Origin of the sequence: Methylophaga sp. UBA3603, from assembly GCF_002375335.1 — a bacterium.
In the GTDB taxonomy this organism is placed as follows: Bacteria; Pseudomonadota; Gammaproteobacteria; order Nitrosococcales; family Methylophagaceae; genus Methylophaga.
Map to the genome: position 1 here is coordinate 232,799 of NZ_DFMC01000009.1, position 13,329 is coordinate 246,127.

At 45.6% G+C, this 13,329-nt stretch carries 16 protein-coding genes; 4 read left to right on the plus strand and 12 right to left on the minus strand.

The features are described from left to right. The gene (gene dbpA / locus B4F66_RS08350; protein ID WP_292358100.1) at positions 1 to 1,383 is read left to right on the plus strand and encodes an ATP-dependent RNA helicase DbpA; all 1,383 of its coding nucleotides are present in this window, start codon (positions 1 to 3) and stop codon (positions 1,381 to 1,383) included. 82 nt (positions 1,384 to 1,465) lie between these two features. Then, positions 1,466 to 2,404, plus strand: coding sequence for a GGDEF domain-containing protein (locus B4F66_RS08355; RefSeq protein WP_292358102.1), 939 nt, complete (start codon positions 1,466 to 1,468; stop codon positions 2,402 to 2,404). Here B4F66_RS08355 and B4F66_RS08360 read toward each other — a convergent pair. The 11 genes from B4F66_RS08360 to B4F66_RS08410 form a co-directional block, all read right to left on the minus strand. Beyond that, the gene (locus tag B4F66_RS08360) at positions 2,401 to 3,099 is read right to left on the minus strand and encodes an MBL fold metallo-hydrolase (protein ID WP_292358103.1); all 699 of its coding nucleotides are present in this window, start codon (positions 3,097 to 3,099) and stop codon (positions 2,401 to 2,403) included. The two genes, B4F66_RS08355 and B4F66_RS08360, sit on opposite strands and share 4 nt — an antisense overlap. Before the next feature lie 14 nt (positions 3,100 to 3,113). Then, positions 3,114 to 3,938, minus strand: a complete 825-nt coding sequence (locus B4F66_RS08365; RefSeq protein WP_292358105.1) for a sulfite exporter TauE/SafE family protein — start codon at positions 3,936 to 3,938, stop codon at positions 3,114 to 3,116. Positions 3,939 to 3,943: 5 nt separating this feature from the next. Further along, positions 3,944 to 4,477: a rhodanese-like domain-containing protein gene (locus B4F66_RS08370; RefSeq protein WP_292358107.1), complete on the minus strand. Its 534-nt coding sequence runs from the start codon at positions 4,475 to 4,477 to the stop codon at positions 3,944 to 3,946. Next, positions 4,474 to 4,824 carry an ArsR/SmtB family transcription factor gene (locus tag B4F66_RS08375; RefSeq protein ID WP_292358109.1) on the minus strand — a complete coding sequence of 117 codons (351 nt, stop codon included), beginning with the start codon at positions 4,822 to 4,824 and terminating at the stop codon, positions 4,474 to 4,476. Before B4F66_RS08375 ends, B4F66_RS08370 begins: the two co-directional genes overlap by 4 nt. Before the next feature lie 156 nt (positions 4,825 to 4,980). Then, positions 4,981 to 5,478, minus strand: coding sequence for an aminoacyl-tRNA deacylase (locus B4F66_RS08380; protein ID WP_292358110.1), 498 nt, complete (start codon positions 5,476 to 5,478; stop codon positions 4,981 to 4,983). Positions 5,479 to 5,535: 57 nt separating this feature from the next. Next, entirely contained in the window at positions 5,536 to 6,090 is a 555-nt protein-coding gene (locus B4F66_RS08385) for a TMEM165/GDT1 family protein (protein WP_292358112.1), read from the minus strand. A gap of 275 nt (positions 6,091 to 6,365) precedes the next feature. Next, positions 6,366 to 6,866 carry a hypothetical protein gene (locus B4F66_RS08390; protein WP_292358114.1) on the minus strand — a complete coding sequence of 167 codons (501 nt, stop codon included), beginning with the start codon at positions 6,864 to 6,866 and terminating at the stop codon, positions 6,366 to 6,368. Then, positions 6,859 to 7,596, minus strand: coding sequence for a tRNA threonylcarbamoyladenosine dehydratase (locus tag B4F66_RS08395; RefSeq protein ID WP_292358116.1), 738 nt, complete (start codon positions 7,594 to 7,596; stop codon positions 6,859 to 6,861). Before B4F66_RS08395 ends, B4F66_RS08390 begins: the two co-directional genes overlap by 8 nt. 118 nt (positions 7,597 to 7,714) lie before the next feature. Next, positions 7,715 to 9,763, minus strand: coding sequence for a transglutaminase TgpA family protein (locus tag B4F66_RS08400; RefSeq protein WP_292358118.1), 2,049 nt, complete (start codon positions 9,761 to 9,763; stop codon positions 7,715 to 7,717). After that, positions 9,753 to 10,715 carry a DUF58 domain-containing protein gene (locus B4F66_RS08405; protein ID WP_292358120.1) on the minus strand — a complete coding sequence of 321 codons (963 nt, stop codon included), beginning with the start codon at positions 10,713 to 10,715 and terminating at the stop codon, positions 9,753 to 9,755. The genes B4F66_RS08400 and B4F66_RS08405 overlap by 11 nt, the downstream gene beginning before the upstream one ends. Then, complete coding sequence (locus B4F66_RS08410; RefSeq protein ID WP_292358122.1) at positions 10,715 to 11,626, minus strand: AAA family ATPase; 912 nt, start codon at positions 11,624 to 11,626, stop codon at positions 10,715 to 10,717. The genes B4F66_RS08405 and B4F66_RS08410 overlap by 1 nt, the downstream gene beginning before the upstream one ends. 89 nt (positions 11,627 to 11,715) lie before the next feature. On the opposite strand from B4F66_RS08410, the gene B4F66_RS08415 reads away from it, so the two are divergent. After that, positions 11,716 to 12,009, plus strand: a complete 294-nt coding sequence (locus B4F66_RS08415) for an encapsulin-associated ferritin-like protein (protein WP_292358123.1) — start codon at positions 11,716 to 11,718, stop codon at positions 12,007 to 12,009. A gap of 58 nt (positions 12,010 to 12,067) precedes the next feature. On the opposite strand, the gene B4F66_RS08420 is transcribed toward B4F66_RS08415, so the two are convergent. Continuing rightward, positions 12,068 to 12,832, minus strand: coding sequence for a TatD family hydrolase (locus B4F66_RS08420; protein ID WP_292358125.1), 765 nt, complete (start codon positions 12,830 to 12,832; stop codon positions 12,068 to 12,070). 34 nt (positions 12,833 to 12,866) lie between these two features. Here B4F66_RS08420 and B4F66_RS08425 point away from each other — a divergent pair, with 34 nt between their 5' ends. Further along, on the plus strand, positions 12,867 to 13,328 hold the full coding sequence (locus B4F66_RS08425; RefSeq protein WP_292358127.1) for a hypothetical protein: 462 nt from the start codon (positions 12,867 to 12,869) through the stop codon (positions 13,326 to 13,328). The last annotated feature ends 1 nt before the right edge of the window (position 13,329 follow it).

Consider the following 13,329-nt stretch of genomic DNA (forward strand, 5'->3'; position numbering starts at 1 on the left):
ATGTCTGCTACTGATTTTTCATCGTTAAATTTATCTGCCGAACAACTGACTGTCCTTGATTCACTCGGTTATAAGCAAATGACTGCTGTCCAGGCACAAAGCTTGCCGTTAATTCTGCAAGGCAAGGATTTGATAGCCCAGGCCAAAACCGGCAGTGGTAAAACCGCAGCCTTTGGTATTGGCTTATTACAAACTATTCAACCGGATTTCTTTGCTGTTCAAGCGCTGATTATTTGTCCTACTCGTGAATTAGCCGATCAGGTTGGCAAAGAGTTACGCCGTTTGGGGCGTGGCATACCCAATCTGAAACTGGTGATGTTATGCGGTGGTAAACCGTTAGGCCCGCAAATTGCCTCATTGGAATATGGTGCACATATTGTGGTTGGTACACCTGGACGGATTCAGGATCATCTTAAAAAAGCCACCTTGAAACTCAATAAAGTCAAAACCGTAGTGCTGGATGAAGCCGATCGCATGCTGGATATGGGCTTTGTCGATGCGATGCAGGAAATCATAGGACAGACACCAAGTTCCAGACAGACCTTGTTGTTTTCAGCGACGTTTCCCGACAGCATCAAACAGATTAGTCGTAGCATACAACGTGATCCGGCACGGGTAACGGTTGAATCACAGCATCAACAGGCTGTAATTGATCAGTTGTTTTATGAGATTAAAAAACATGAACGTAACAATGCCTTGATAATGTTATTCCAGCATTATCAGCCCAAAAACGCCATTGTGTTCTGCCACACCAAAATACAGTGTGATGAAGTCGCAGATATGCTGAGAAACAAAAAAATCGATGCTCAGCCGATTCATGGTGATTTGGAACAACGGGAAAGAGATCAGGTGTTGGTACGATTCGCCAACCAGAGTTGCCCGGTTTTGGTGGCCACCGATGTGGCTGCTCGGGGACTGGATATTAAGGCGATTGAAATGGTGATTAATTATGAATTGCCCCGAGATCCCGAAGTATATATCCACCGCATTGGACGAACTGGTCGGGCGGGGGAGTCTGGCCTGGCAATGAGTCTGGTTGCTGAAGCTGAAGTACCCCGCATGCTGGCGATTGAGAAATATCAGAAAAAACCTTGTCGCTGTGATGTGCTGGCTTCTCTGGATCGTGATGACAGTTTTACGCTGGAAGCCGATATGGTGACTATACAGTTGGATGCCGGGCGTAAAAATAAACTCCGTCCTGGCGATATTCTGGGCGCTTTAACTGGTGATGCCGGACTAGATGGCGCTGATATCGGCAAAATTGATATTTTTGATATGTCGAGTTATGTCGCGGTAAGTAAATCGGCATTACGACAGGCAATGAATTACCTGGCTGATGGCAAGGTTAAAGGGCGCGCTATTCGCGCCAGAAAAATACGTTAAATAAACGCACAGAAAAAAACAAAAACCTTGTTTAAATTGTGGTAATAATTACCCTGCGCTAACTGTTTTTACGAGTAGAGCCATGACCGACCTGATCAATAATGTACCCACGGAAAATGATGTCTATAAAACCCTGCTGGAATCCACTAAAGCTATTCCGTGGAAATTAGACTGGGCTTCTATGCAATTCACTTACATTGGCCCGCAAATTGAGGCTCTGTTAGGTTGGGAGCCATCAAGCTGGAAGTCTGTTGAAGATTGGGCTGCTCGGATGCATGAAGATGAACGGCAATGGGTGGTGGATTTTTGTGTTTCCCAATCCAAGTCAGGAATCGATCATGAAGCGGATTATCGCGCACTGACAAAAGATGGTAACTATGTCTGGATCCGCGATGTGGTGCATGTAGTGCGAAAGGAAAATGGTGAGGTCGAATCATTAATCGGTTTTATGTTTGATATCAGCGAGCGCAAAAAGACCGAGCAGGAACTGATAAAGCTGCAAAAGGAACTGGAAGAGCTTTCCTTCAAAGATGGCCTGACCGGTGTGGCCAACCGCCGGATGTTTGATTCCGTTATCGAAACGGAATGGCTTAAAGCCCGGCAAAATAAACAGCCATTGTCACTGATTATTATTGATATCGATTTTTTCAAGGAATATAACGATTTTTACGGGCATTTACAGGGCGATGACTGTTTAAAACAGGTAGCTGAAACACTTAATAACGTCAAAGCACGCTCGCGTGATTTCTTCGGGCGATTTGGCGGTGAAGAATTTATCATGCTATTACCTGAAGCAGATGAAAATGCCGCGTGGTCGATAGCGGAGCGTTGTCGTCAGGCTTTATTTAAAAAACAAATACCACATGAACAGTCGAAAGTGAGTCAATTACTCACCATCAGCCTGGGAGTCAGTACGATGATTCCATCGCATGATGATGAGCATAATGAATTAATCAGCAGGGCAGATAAACAGCTTTATCAGGCCAAGCAGAAAGGGCGTAACTGCATTCAATCGGCTTAAACTAGATTACCGCAGGCGCGATTAGCCGGTACTGCTACATCCATCATTTTAGGATTGGGCAAGTTCAGGTTGTCCATAATATTTTTATATTCAATAACATCCTTCACTTGCAGGCGAGGATTATTCTCGCGTTCTTCACCAATGGTACTGACCATCCAGCCTTTATAATCATGCGCCGGATAGACCCAGGTATCCTCTGGGAATTTCAATAATTTATCGAACAGACTACGGTATTGATCTGTTGCACTGCCATTTTGAAAATCTGTTCGTCCGGTGCCACGAATCAATAATGTATCACCGGTAAACAGATACTTCTGTCCGTCATGTTCCAACAGAAAGCTGTAAGAATCGTCAGTATGCCCGGGAGTGTGTAGGGCAGTGAGCGTGATTTTACCGACCACAATTTTACTGCCATCATTGAAACTATCATTGGCACAGGAAGAATTTGCCTGTTGTCCCATATAGGTTTCACAACCTGTGAGTTCCCGCAGTTTGCCAAGAGCCGTAATGTGATCAGCATGGGTATGGGTATCCATTGCCACTTTCAGTGTTAAACCAAGTTCATTTAATAAACGAATATAACCATCTGTTTCATCTATCACCGGATCAATTAATACCGCTTGTTTGGAAAGTTTATCTGCAATCAAATAAGTGTATGTAGATGAGTTTTTTTCAAAAAGTTGTCTGAATAACATGTTGATGAATGCTCCTATGTTGTTTGCACATAAAACAGTGTTACTGCCACCAGTAAAAGACCAATAGAAAAGATTTTCTGCAGATGCGCATTCGCAATTCTGTGACTGATCAGTTGTCCTGCATACATACCTGTCAATCCTCCAGCAATGAGCCACGCCAGTGACTTAAAAGGTAAATAATTGATTTCACCGAATGTGAGATGTGAAATAAAGCCGATACTGCTAACCAGCGTGATAACCACTAAAGACGTACTGACTGCCTGTACCATGCTGACCTGACTCAGTAACAGCAGTAGGGGAATGATCAAAAAGCCTCCACCTACGCCGAATAAGCCGGATAATATGCCGACCAAAAATCCACCCAGCAATAAACCACCCATGCATCTTGGACGCAGCTGAAATTTACCGTCGGGACTGAATTTACACAGAACACCCTTTGCATTATCCAGCGATAAATGACTGCTTCGCACCACTTTGCTGGCTTCCGGCATCGTTGTGGCTGTTAACCACATGCGAACAGCGATTATGACTGCCAATAAGCTAAATCCTGCCACCAGTAGCACCTCACTTAACATTGAGGCGAATATCTGCCCTAACGGCGCACCCAACATTCCGCTCCCGGCTAATAAAGCTGCAGGTTTCCATAAAATGGTTTGATTGCCCAAATTTCGGACACTGCCATACAACGTAATCGTGGCGACGGCGGCTAATGATAATGTCACCGCTTGATGAATTGAAACGTCACCCAGCAATATCAATAAGGGAACTGCAAACACCGAGCCACCGGCTCCGGTAAGGCCAAGCAGCAGGCCAATTACAATGCCAATTAACAGCAACATCTAGATTATTTATTCCATGGCATTTTTGCGAGGATCAGGCCCATTGCACAGCTATCGGTGATCCCTGAAAACATGAGTCCTGCGCCGACAAACCCCGACAGCGCAAACCAGGCTGAATGTACAACAAATCCCAGAATTACACCGCCTAACACCAAACCACCTGCAGCGATACGTACCTGACGTTCTATCGATACTGAACTACCTTGCGTGAACACCCAGTCACCATTGAGCTTTTCAACCGCTTGGATGCCGCCCTCAATAACCACTAGTGATTGGGAAACCTGGCCATCTAATTGTTTGGCGGCCGTTTCTGCTCGGCGACCTGAGTGACATAACAGTAATATCTTGTCAGGTGTTACTGTTTGTTGGTTAATTGCCTGTTGTAATGCTTCAACGGTGAGGTTTTGTAATGGCAAATGAATGGCACCCGGCAAAGATTTCGCTTTAACCTCGGCCGCTGTTCTGACATCAACAATAAAGCAATCTTTGGGTGTATTTTTGATAAACACATTCGCTGGTTTTTCGATGGAATAACTCATGATTTTTCTCCACATGAAGCAGTTTGATATTCAGGACAGTAAAGCGATTGCAACACGGCGATGATGCGTAACGCGGCATCGCCATTAAGCCGGTAGTAAACAGTTTGTGAATCTTTGCGTGTTTTGACTAATTCAGCGTGACGCAGGCTGGCAAGGTGTTGCGATAATGCCGATTGACTGAGTGGCACCAGCTGATTGATTTCACTGACAGCCAGTTCCTGATTTCCCAAAGCGCATAAAATCATTAAACGGTGTTCATTACTCATTTGCTTCAGTAAATCCGCCGCTGCTTTGGCATGAGTTTGCATCTCGTGCATTTCAGGAAAAGACAGGGGATTCGTGCTCATGGAATGTCCTTGTAAAAAATATAAGGCAAGTATATCAGTATTTTCTAAATTAGATAAATCTAAATTAACAAATGCTGATATATAGGGCTCGAACGCTGCAATTATTGGATTAAGTGGAAGAAAAAGCTGGCGATATGCTCGCCAGCTGATGAAACTTTACTCGGTTTTTACAAATTCACTGACAGGTACGGTCGACATGATTTTTTGTAAGTCTTTGGCGCTTACTGCAAGCGCATAGCCTAATACGCCACTGCCGATAATCACCTGTTCAAATTGAAATGCGCTGTTATCGGCCAACACAGTAACTGTTTCAGGCAATGCAATGGGAGGCACGGCGCCAACGACATATCCTGTTGCTTCTGAGACTTCATTAAACTCGGCCATGCGCAGTTTTTTCTCGCCAAGCTGTTTGCGAAGCGCCGCCCAATCTGCACGTCCACCACCGGCTACTGCCAGCAGGCAAAACTGACCCGAACCAGTTTTAAATAACAGACTGCGCACCACAGAGTTGGGATCTCGACCCTGACCGCTAAGTAATTCTTCCAGATTGCGGATAGGTTTTTTATCCTCACTGAGCGGAATTTCAATCACATCAAAAGGAATGGCGTTGTTTGCTAATAACTCAGTGACCGGAGAGCTGATAGTCTGGCTCATGGATGCTCCATAGATGCTGTTAAAAGTCTCTACTTTATGAAGTAATCACTGCAACTGTCAAAGCAACAATGTCATTATCCCCAGCGTCATAAATACAATTGACGCTGCATAACGTGCAGCATTCAACGGTAGTTTCTGCATCAAGCGATGTCCGAAAATAACGATTGGGACGTTGGCCAACATCATGCCAATAGTGGTACCGAGGGTTACCAGCATGAATTGCTGATATTGTGCTGCCAGAATGACCGTTGCGATTTGAGTTTTGTCACCGATTTCAGCCAGAAAAAATAACACCACAGTCGCAATAAAAGCTCCGTAACGATTGAGATTTGAAGCTACATCTTCCTCTTTATCGGGAATTAATATCCATAAGGCGACGACAATAAAACTGATACCAACAAGTAATCGGCCCATTTGCGGAGAGATAAACTCGGTGAGCCATACCCCCAGCCAGGCTGAAAGACCATGGTTAAGCAGGGTAGCGACTAAAATACCGACAATAATAGGAATGGGTTTACGGAAACGGGCTGCAAGAAATAACGAAAGAAGTTGGGTTTTATCGCCGATCTCCGCCAATGCGACGGTAGAGGTTGAAACTAGAAAAGCTTCCATGATTTAGTTACTCAGGCGGGATAAAAAACCAAAGGCAAATAGCAGCTACCCGCCTATGGAGCTGTTATTTGCCTCAGGTCTTGCCAATGCCACTCGTCAGAATGACACGAATTTGCCATGTGTCTTGAGGACACAAGTATGTTGACAGATTCACGCACTAAGGCCTGTTTATTTCTCATTGTTGATGGGAAATAAACAGGCCTTAAGATAGGTAGACTACTCCCCTAAGACAGTTGGCATTATAAGCACCTCTGCCGGGCACTGCAATAAAAGGTTCAGACTCTGAGTTGCCAGGTAGGCTGATTTTTTTCATCAATTATCTGATGCTTGATTAACCATTGCTGGGCATCTTCCGCATCCTCTTCAAACCAGGCTTCGGCACTGCCGAGGCGGAAACTGTAGCCCCAGCTGTCCATATCCAGCATCATTCGCTGTTTACCCATTTCAGGCAGAAAATCACTGAGCAGGATCTGCAGATAACATACGCCATTTTCTTCATCATAATCCCCAGCAGCATCGGTATCTAACATTATGCGACGTTGATTATCCATACAGATATAGTGGCCAGCTTCATGTAAGGCAGAGTGAACAGGCGTATCAAGACGTAACAATAATTGATTGCCTAGCAGACCGGCTTCACGTTCGCCAAAAAAACTGCCGGGAATAGTCTCATTTTCTTCAACCTGTCTGATTTCAATCCCGTAAGGTTTCAGCAGTTTTTGCAGGTGTTGTTGATAAAACGCTGTGCAGTTCACTACGTTTTGCGGATCAGACACGTCTTGCATCACCAATAATATGATTAATGACCAGCCCTGCCAGGGTTAAGCCGAATATAGAAGGCATATAACTCACCGTGCCGTTAACGGCTCGTGCCCGACCACGACTGACTGCCTCTGGAGGTAGTGGTGGTAAAGGATATTCCAGGGAATAAACAGTTTGGATTCCTTTGCCTACACCGCGTTTACGTAAATGTGAACGTAATTGTTTGGCGAGTTTGCAAATGGACGTATTCATTAAATCACCGGTACGCACTTGAGTGGGATCAAGTTTGCCGCCAGCCCCCATACTGGAGAATACCGGTAACTCATTACGCCATGCGGTTTCCAGCAGAGCTGTTTTGCTGCTCATGCTATCAATGGCATCAATGATCACGTCAAAGCCTTGATTGAGGGTGTCAGGAATCGTTTCCGGCGTTAAGAATTCAGTAACAAGGTTGAGTTCGCATTGTGGATTAATATCTGCAATACGCTCTGCCATCACTTCAACTTTCAATTTACCGAAAGTAGAGTTCAGTGCCACCAGCTGACGATTCAGATTGGACGCCGAAACCACATCATGATCCACCAGTGTCATTTTACCCACGCCCATCCGCGCCAGCGCTTCTGCGGTAAATGAACCGACACCGCCCATACCCGCCAGAAAAACATGACTGTTTTGAAGACGCTCTAAGCCGGTGTCACCCAGCAGGATATGGGTGCGTTCAAATAATGGATTGCTATGCGCCATCCGTTTCCCTCTAAACATTACCTAAGATTCACTATTTTCCGATAACGGTAAGCTAATGGCAAAAGCGCTTGAGCTATATGCAACTATCGGGATGCAATTTGCAGGTGGAAAAAGCCATCTATCGGTGTGGGCGGAAATTTTTGACTGACTCGATAAAATCATCTTCCAGAGCTTCTCCACGATAACGCAGATGCATATAACAGTAATTGATCATGGCAATCTGTTGCTGATGATGTGGAAGCGCCAGTTGAGCGCGACGGGAAAAATCTTCCGGACCTTCATGGGGCTGACGCACAACACCATGCCTCGCAAGTTTAAAACAGAATTTCTGATAAAAACGCTGGACTCGATCCTGAGGTAGGTTTTTTAATTTCAATGTTGTCCAGGCAATCCAGCCAAATATCAGCACAATGCCGATGGCCAGCCAGCGAATCATTTTTTCCCAGTCCGGCTGATGCATGCCGAGCTTTTCCAGCAACTGCAGTTGTCGATCCGGACCATAACTGACGACCCACATTTCCCAGGCACTATTCAAAGCATCCCAGTTATTCTTTGCTGATTGCCACAGTTCTACCAAGCGATCATTTTTGGCTATTGCTGCAGGAGAACGACGTTCAGCCGGCAATAAATCCCGGATCCCAAAGTCGACACGCTCACTGGAGACGGCAGCTGTTGGATCAATTCTGATCCATCCCTGTTGTGGTAGCCAGACTTCTGTCCAGGCATGGGCATCGCGCTGTCGCACCGTAAGCACCCGATCTACCGGATTGATTTCTCCGCCTTGATAACCCGTCACAATGCGAGCAGGAATACCTGCGGCGCGCATTAACACAGTAAAACTGGCGGCATAGTGCTCACAAAAGCCCTCACGACTCTCAAAAAGAAACTGATCAATGGTATCACCGCGTAATGCTGGTGGAGTCAGGCTATAACTGAAATCCTGCTGACGATAATAATTTAGTACAGCTTCAATATAGGATTGATCTGTTGGACTTTTTTCTAAAAGACTTCGTGCCAGCTGCAGACTTCTTGGATGACGATCTTCTGGCAAATTTAATCCATATTGCAGATAGGGATCATTTTGCGGGTTAAATAAATATTCAGTATGAGAACTTAACTGATATTGAGTGCGCTGTTTGATTGCGTCACTGCTAATTAACTCTCCATCCACACTGAGACGGGTCCGCATGGTTTGCGGATAGTCCGTGGGGAAATCCAGAGCAAATAACCAGCGCCTGTCATGGGGCTCCAGGGTCATACTGTATGAAAAAGGCTCTCCGGCAACATGAATTTTCGTGCCGTTTTCATAACGTTTTTGATTGTCAGTTAATGGCAACCAGCGCTTGCCATCAGTGTGCCACAACACTGGTCCACGCCAATATAAGTCCTGGCGCTCAGGAAACTGATTGTTGTCGAACCTCACCCGAAAGGCTATGGCATCGGATTGAATTAACTGACTGATATTGCCGATGGTAATATTGTCTGCCATGCCGGTCACGGCACTGTTCTGCGACGGTACTTCGCCTAAGGTCATACTGTCGGGCAGACTATCCGGAATATCCATAGCGTCATTTGGCAAGCCCCAGATAGGGCCGGAAATCCTGGGAAACAGCACAAACAATAACAGCATCAGTGGCATGGCCTGTAAAACCATCACAGTTGATTGTTTAAGCCGATGTTTAATGGAGCTGTCCGATTCATTGGCAGAAATCAGACAGCTGGTCAGCAGGATCACATTGACCAGCATCAAAATGACGATTGGAATGCTCTGATTGAAGAAAAAATGGGTAATCACCAGGAAAAAACCCATGAAGCAACTCAGATAAACATCACGCAGATTTTTAACTTCAACCATTTTGAAGGCTGCCATGGTGGTCAATAAAGCCACCCCAGCATCACGGCCGATGGTAATCCCGTAACTGTAAAGCACCAGCACAATGGTCAATATCGCGCCGACGGAATGCAGCACTTTTAACAGGTGTTTATCCGCCGGTAGTGGCCATCCATACCAGCTATTCATTAATCGCCAGCCCATCATCAACAGAAATATCGCAGCAACCCACAGTGGTTGATAGAAAAAATGCGGAATGGCGATAATCGTCAATGTCACCATTAACCAGTGAATGGACGATTTAGAAGGGATTTCAGCTGAACGTTTATTGGCCATAAAGCGCCAGACTTCGCAGACAGAAATGACGATGCTGGTCGCCGGAATCTATCGCTATCGATTGCTTTGGCAGGATTAAACCGTATTGCATACCAGCGGTATCTGCAGTCAAAATCCACTGGCATAGTTGTGATAATTTCGCTTCAGTATCCGGTAAATCGGCTACATCGTCCCAGTTGAACAACATTTTTTGTCCGGAAGGACTGCTAAATTGTTTAGTTCGTAAAATGCCATCTCGAGCCAAGGCTTTCCAGGCAATATGCTGTCTGGCATCCCCCACGCGATAGCGATGAAAACCGGCAAAATCATCAAGACCCTGTTGATGCTGCAACGCTCCGGAATCTTCCATAGCAGAAGGTGGAGGCAACGGTTTGTTGCCCATTGGTCTGGGATAAATAAGAACCCGTTGTCGGATATCAATAAAAAACCAGCTCAGCAATAATCCAATAGGGTAGACACTGGAAAGCCTCATTCGCCCTAAATCCTGCCAGCCTCTTTTATTGGTGGGTATTGGAATCAGATGCAGGCTGGTTTGTTCTGCAGCAAGCTGAGGGGCTTTATACACAGGAAGATACCGGGAAAATTGTTTTAGCGGCCACCAACCTGAACGTGAGATTGATGGCAGATAAGCGATATCTAATTGTCGGATAGGTCGTGGACTATGATTGGTCAGGTTCAGTGGCAACAAAACAGGCTGCTGGCAAAAAACCGGTTCAGCGCGGCCCAGCTGATAATCAAGCTGGCGGACATTACGATAACTGTGATGCATGGCTACATGGCCGATACCTACCAGCAGAAAACACAGTAAGTGACCGAGACTGTTGTTGTAGTTAATAGCGCCAAGCAACATCACCAAGATTAATATCGAATAACTCAATCCATAGCGGCTGGGCAAAATAAATACCCGATAGCGTTGCTGTTGACGCCAGCGCTGCCAATATTGGCGCAACATCAGGGAATCGCAACCTGCTGCAGGATCTCGGCTGCCCAGTCTGCAGATTGCAAATGTTCACGTGCTTGCAGTCGATGCTGCACAATACTGGGGAAAATCGCCTGCACATCTTCTGGAATAACAAAATCTCGTCCGTTGATCATGGCCCAGGCCCGAGCGGCCTGAATCAAACCCAATCCGGCGCGTGGGGACAGACCATTATAAAATTGACCACTATTTCGAGTGTAGGCCAATAAGGCCTGCACATAATCAATCAACGCATCACTTAATGAAATTTTACTGGCTGCTTGCTGAAGCTGGATTAATTGGGGTGGCGTAATTTCAGCTTGCAATTGCTTGAGCATTTGACGTCTGTCTTCGCCTGTCAGCAAGGCACGTTCAGCTTGTTTATCCGGATAGCCAATCTGAATACGCATCAGAAAACGATCAAGCTGTGACTCAGGCAGGGGGAAGGTACCAACCTGATGAGCGGGATTTTGGGTCGCGATAACAAAAAAAGGATCTTCCAGAGGATGGCTGTCTCCCTCAATCGTAACCTGTTGCTCTTCCATGGCTTCAAGTAACGCACTTTGTGTGCGGGGAGAGGCCCGGTTAATTTCGTCGGCTAAGAGAAGTTGAGTAAAAATGGGGCCACGATGAAAACTGAACTGATGTTTTTCGGGGTCATAAATGGATACCCCAAGAATATCTGCCGGTAACATATCACTGGTAAATTGCACCCGTTGAAAACGGAGTCCCAACGTTGTGGCCAGAGTATGAGCCAGAGTGGTTTTGCCAACACCTGGCAGATCTTCAATTAATAAATGTCCCCGCGCCAGAAGACATGCTAATGCAAGTTTGACGGGTTGCTGTTTACCAAGAATGACTGAGTTAATGGCGTGGAGTATGCGTTCAGTGCTGCCTTGCGTCATGGAAAGTCCTGAATTGATTTAGGTTATTGTTGCTATCGGGATAGACATGCTATTTTCATCCGGGTTCTATTCATACTAAGGAATTGTATATGTCAAACGAAGGTTATCATGAGCCGTTTAGCGAATTATCAGACGAAACCAAGGATATGCACCGCGCCATAGTTTCGCTTATGGAAGAATTGGAAGCGGTCGACTGGTATAACCAGCGGGTTGATGCCTGTAAAGATCCTGAGTTGAAGAAAATTCTCGAGCATAATCGTGACGAAGAGAAAGAACATGCTGCGATGGCTTTGGAATGGATTCGTCGTAAGGACAAAAAAATGGATCAACATCTGCGTGATTATTTATTTACCGAAGGTGAAATTACTGAACACCACGATTAGGTCTTGTTTATCTTTCAGCTCTCAACAAAGGCGGAGATGAGAGATAAGCAAGCCCTAGTCAGATATTGAATAGTTGTCGACAATTTGCCGTGGTGATTTCAGCAATATACTCCGCTGATTCATCACGTAATTGACTTAGTTTTTCCATGATAACCGGGATGTTTTCAGGAGTATTGCGTTCTCCCTGATGACCACAAAGTGGCATATCTGGCGCATCCGTTTCCAACACGATTTGTGAGAGCGGTAATTCAGTAAACAGGCGTTGCAGTCTCTGTGCCCGTGGATAGGTTAACGCGCCTCCAACACCCAATAAAAAATTAAGTTTGCGGTATTGTTCTGCCTGTTGGGCACTGCCGCTGAAAGCATGCACGATGCCGCCGGATAATTTTTTCTGGCGAAGTACTTTTAAAACGTCATCATGGGCTTTGCGTACATGCAGGATAACCGGCAAATCAAACTGAACAGCAATATCAATCTGTGCTTCAAATAAGATGAGTTGAGAGGGGATGTCGGCATTTGCAACATAAAAATCCAAACCAATTTCACCAATGGCAATAGGCTGATATTGTTTCACGGCTTGCTCAAGTAGCTCTGCTGCATTATCCGGATGATCATCCATAAACATCGGGTGGCAGCCTAGGGCCAGCGATAGCATCGGATTACTGTTGCATAACTCGATTTGTCTGGGCCAGCTGTTCACCGTCACGCCGGGGATGACAATTTTTTCGATACCTGACCTGGCACAGTTATGCAGAATGTCTGTTCGATCTTTGTCGAAATCGTCAAAGTCGAGATGGCAATGACTGTCAATCAGGTGCAACATGTCAAAACGGCCTTTATAAACAGAGGAACATTTTATGTCTGAAATCTACCATGATGCCAGTAAGCCACATGAGCGCTTAATGTTCAACGTGGCGATATTTCATTTCCTGGTTCCGGCGATTCTGTTTGGTACCGAAAACCTGTGGCTGATTTTCTCAATATCGCTGTTGGGCTCGCTGATGATGATTGGCTCCATAGCCTACAAAGCCTACAACTCCCATGATCAGACAGCACTGGTTCAGGCGCACTGGAAGCTGGCATGGAAGCGCAGTATGTATTTATTGGGCGCTTATCTGGTGGCCGGAGTGATATTTGGTATCGGCTCATTTTTATTGATGGCACAAGCGGATGAAAGCATGCGTTTTATTCAACGCTCAGTGCTGGGTTGGTTTGCATTAGTGCCCATTTCACTTACGTTGATTGCGTTGATTGTGTTGGAAGGCAGTGCGTTGGTTCAATCCAGAAAAGGCATCATGCCCTCTGAGATGAAACTGTAAT

What these genes read in the sequence shown, in the direction of transcription:
- B4F66_RS08375 (WP_292358109.1), bottom strand. Translation starts at nt 4,824, where the DNA reads ATGAGCACGAATCCCCTGTCTTTTCCTGAAATGCACGAGATGCAAACT.
- B4F66_RS08360 (WP_292358103.1), bottom strand. Translation starts at nt 3,099, where the DNA reads ATGTTATTCAGACAACTTTTTGAAAAAAACTCATCTACATACACTTAT.
- B4F66_RS08385 (WP_292358112.1), bottom strand. Translation starts at nt 6,090, where the DNA reads ATGGAAGCTTTTCTAGTTTCAACCTCTACCGTCGCATTGGCGGAGATC.
- B4F66_RS08400 (WP_292358118.1), bottom strand. Translation starts at nt 9,763, where the DNA reads ATGGCCAATAAACGTTCAGCTGAAATCCCTTCTAAATCGTCCATTCAC.
- B4F66_RS08410 (WP_292358122.1), bottom strand. Translation starts at nt 11,626, where the DNA reads ATGACGCAAGGCAGCACTGAACGCATACTCCACGCCATTAACTCAGTC.
- B4F66_RS08405 (WP_292358120.1), bottom strand. Translation starts at nt 10,715, where the DNA reads ATGTTGCGCCAATATTGGCAGCGCTGGCGTCAACAGCAACGCTATCGG.
- B4F66_RS08425 (WP_292358127.1), top strand. Translation starts at nt 12,867, where the DNA reads ATGTCTGAAATCTACCATGATGCCAGTAAGCCACATGAGCGCTTAATG.
- B4F66_RS08365 (WP_292358105.1), bottom strand. Translation starts at nt 3,938, where the DNA reads ATGTTGCTGTTAATTGGCATTGTAATTGGCCTGCTGCTTGGCCTTACC.
- B4F66_RS08355 (WP_292358102.1), top strand. Translation starts at nt 1,466, where the DNA reads ATGACCGACCTGATCAATAATGTACCCACGGAAAATGATGTCTATAAA.
- dbpA (WP_292358100.1), top strand. Translation starts at nt 1, where the DNA reads ATGTCTGCTACTGATTTTTCATCGTTAAATTTATCTGCCGAACAACTG.
- B4F66_RS08380 (WP_292358110.1), bottom strand. Translation starts at nt 5,478, where the DNA reads ATGAGCCAGACTATCAGCTCTCCGGTCACTGAGTTATTAGCAAACAAC.
- B4F66_RS08395 (WP_292358116.1), bottom strand. Translation starts at nt 7,596, where the DNA reads ATGGCGCATAGCAATCCATTATTTGAACGCACCCATATCCTGCTGGGT.
- B4F66_RS08370 (WP_292358107.1), bottom strand. Translation starts at nt 4,477, where the DNA reads ATGAGTTATTCCATCGAAAAACCAGCGAATGTGTTTATCAAAAATACA.
- B4F66_RS08415 (WP_292358123.1), top strand. Translation starts at nt 11,716, where the DNA reads ATGTCAAACGAAGGTTATCATGAGCCGTTTAGCGAATTATCAGACGAA.
- B4F66_RS08420 (WP_292358125.1), bottom strand. Translation starts at nt 12,832, where the DNA reads ATGTTGCACCTGATTGACAGTCATTGCCATCTCGACTTTGACGATTTC.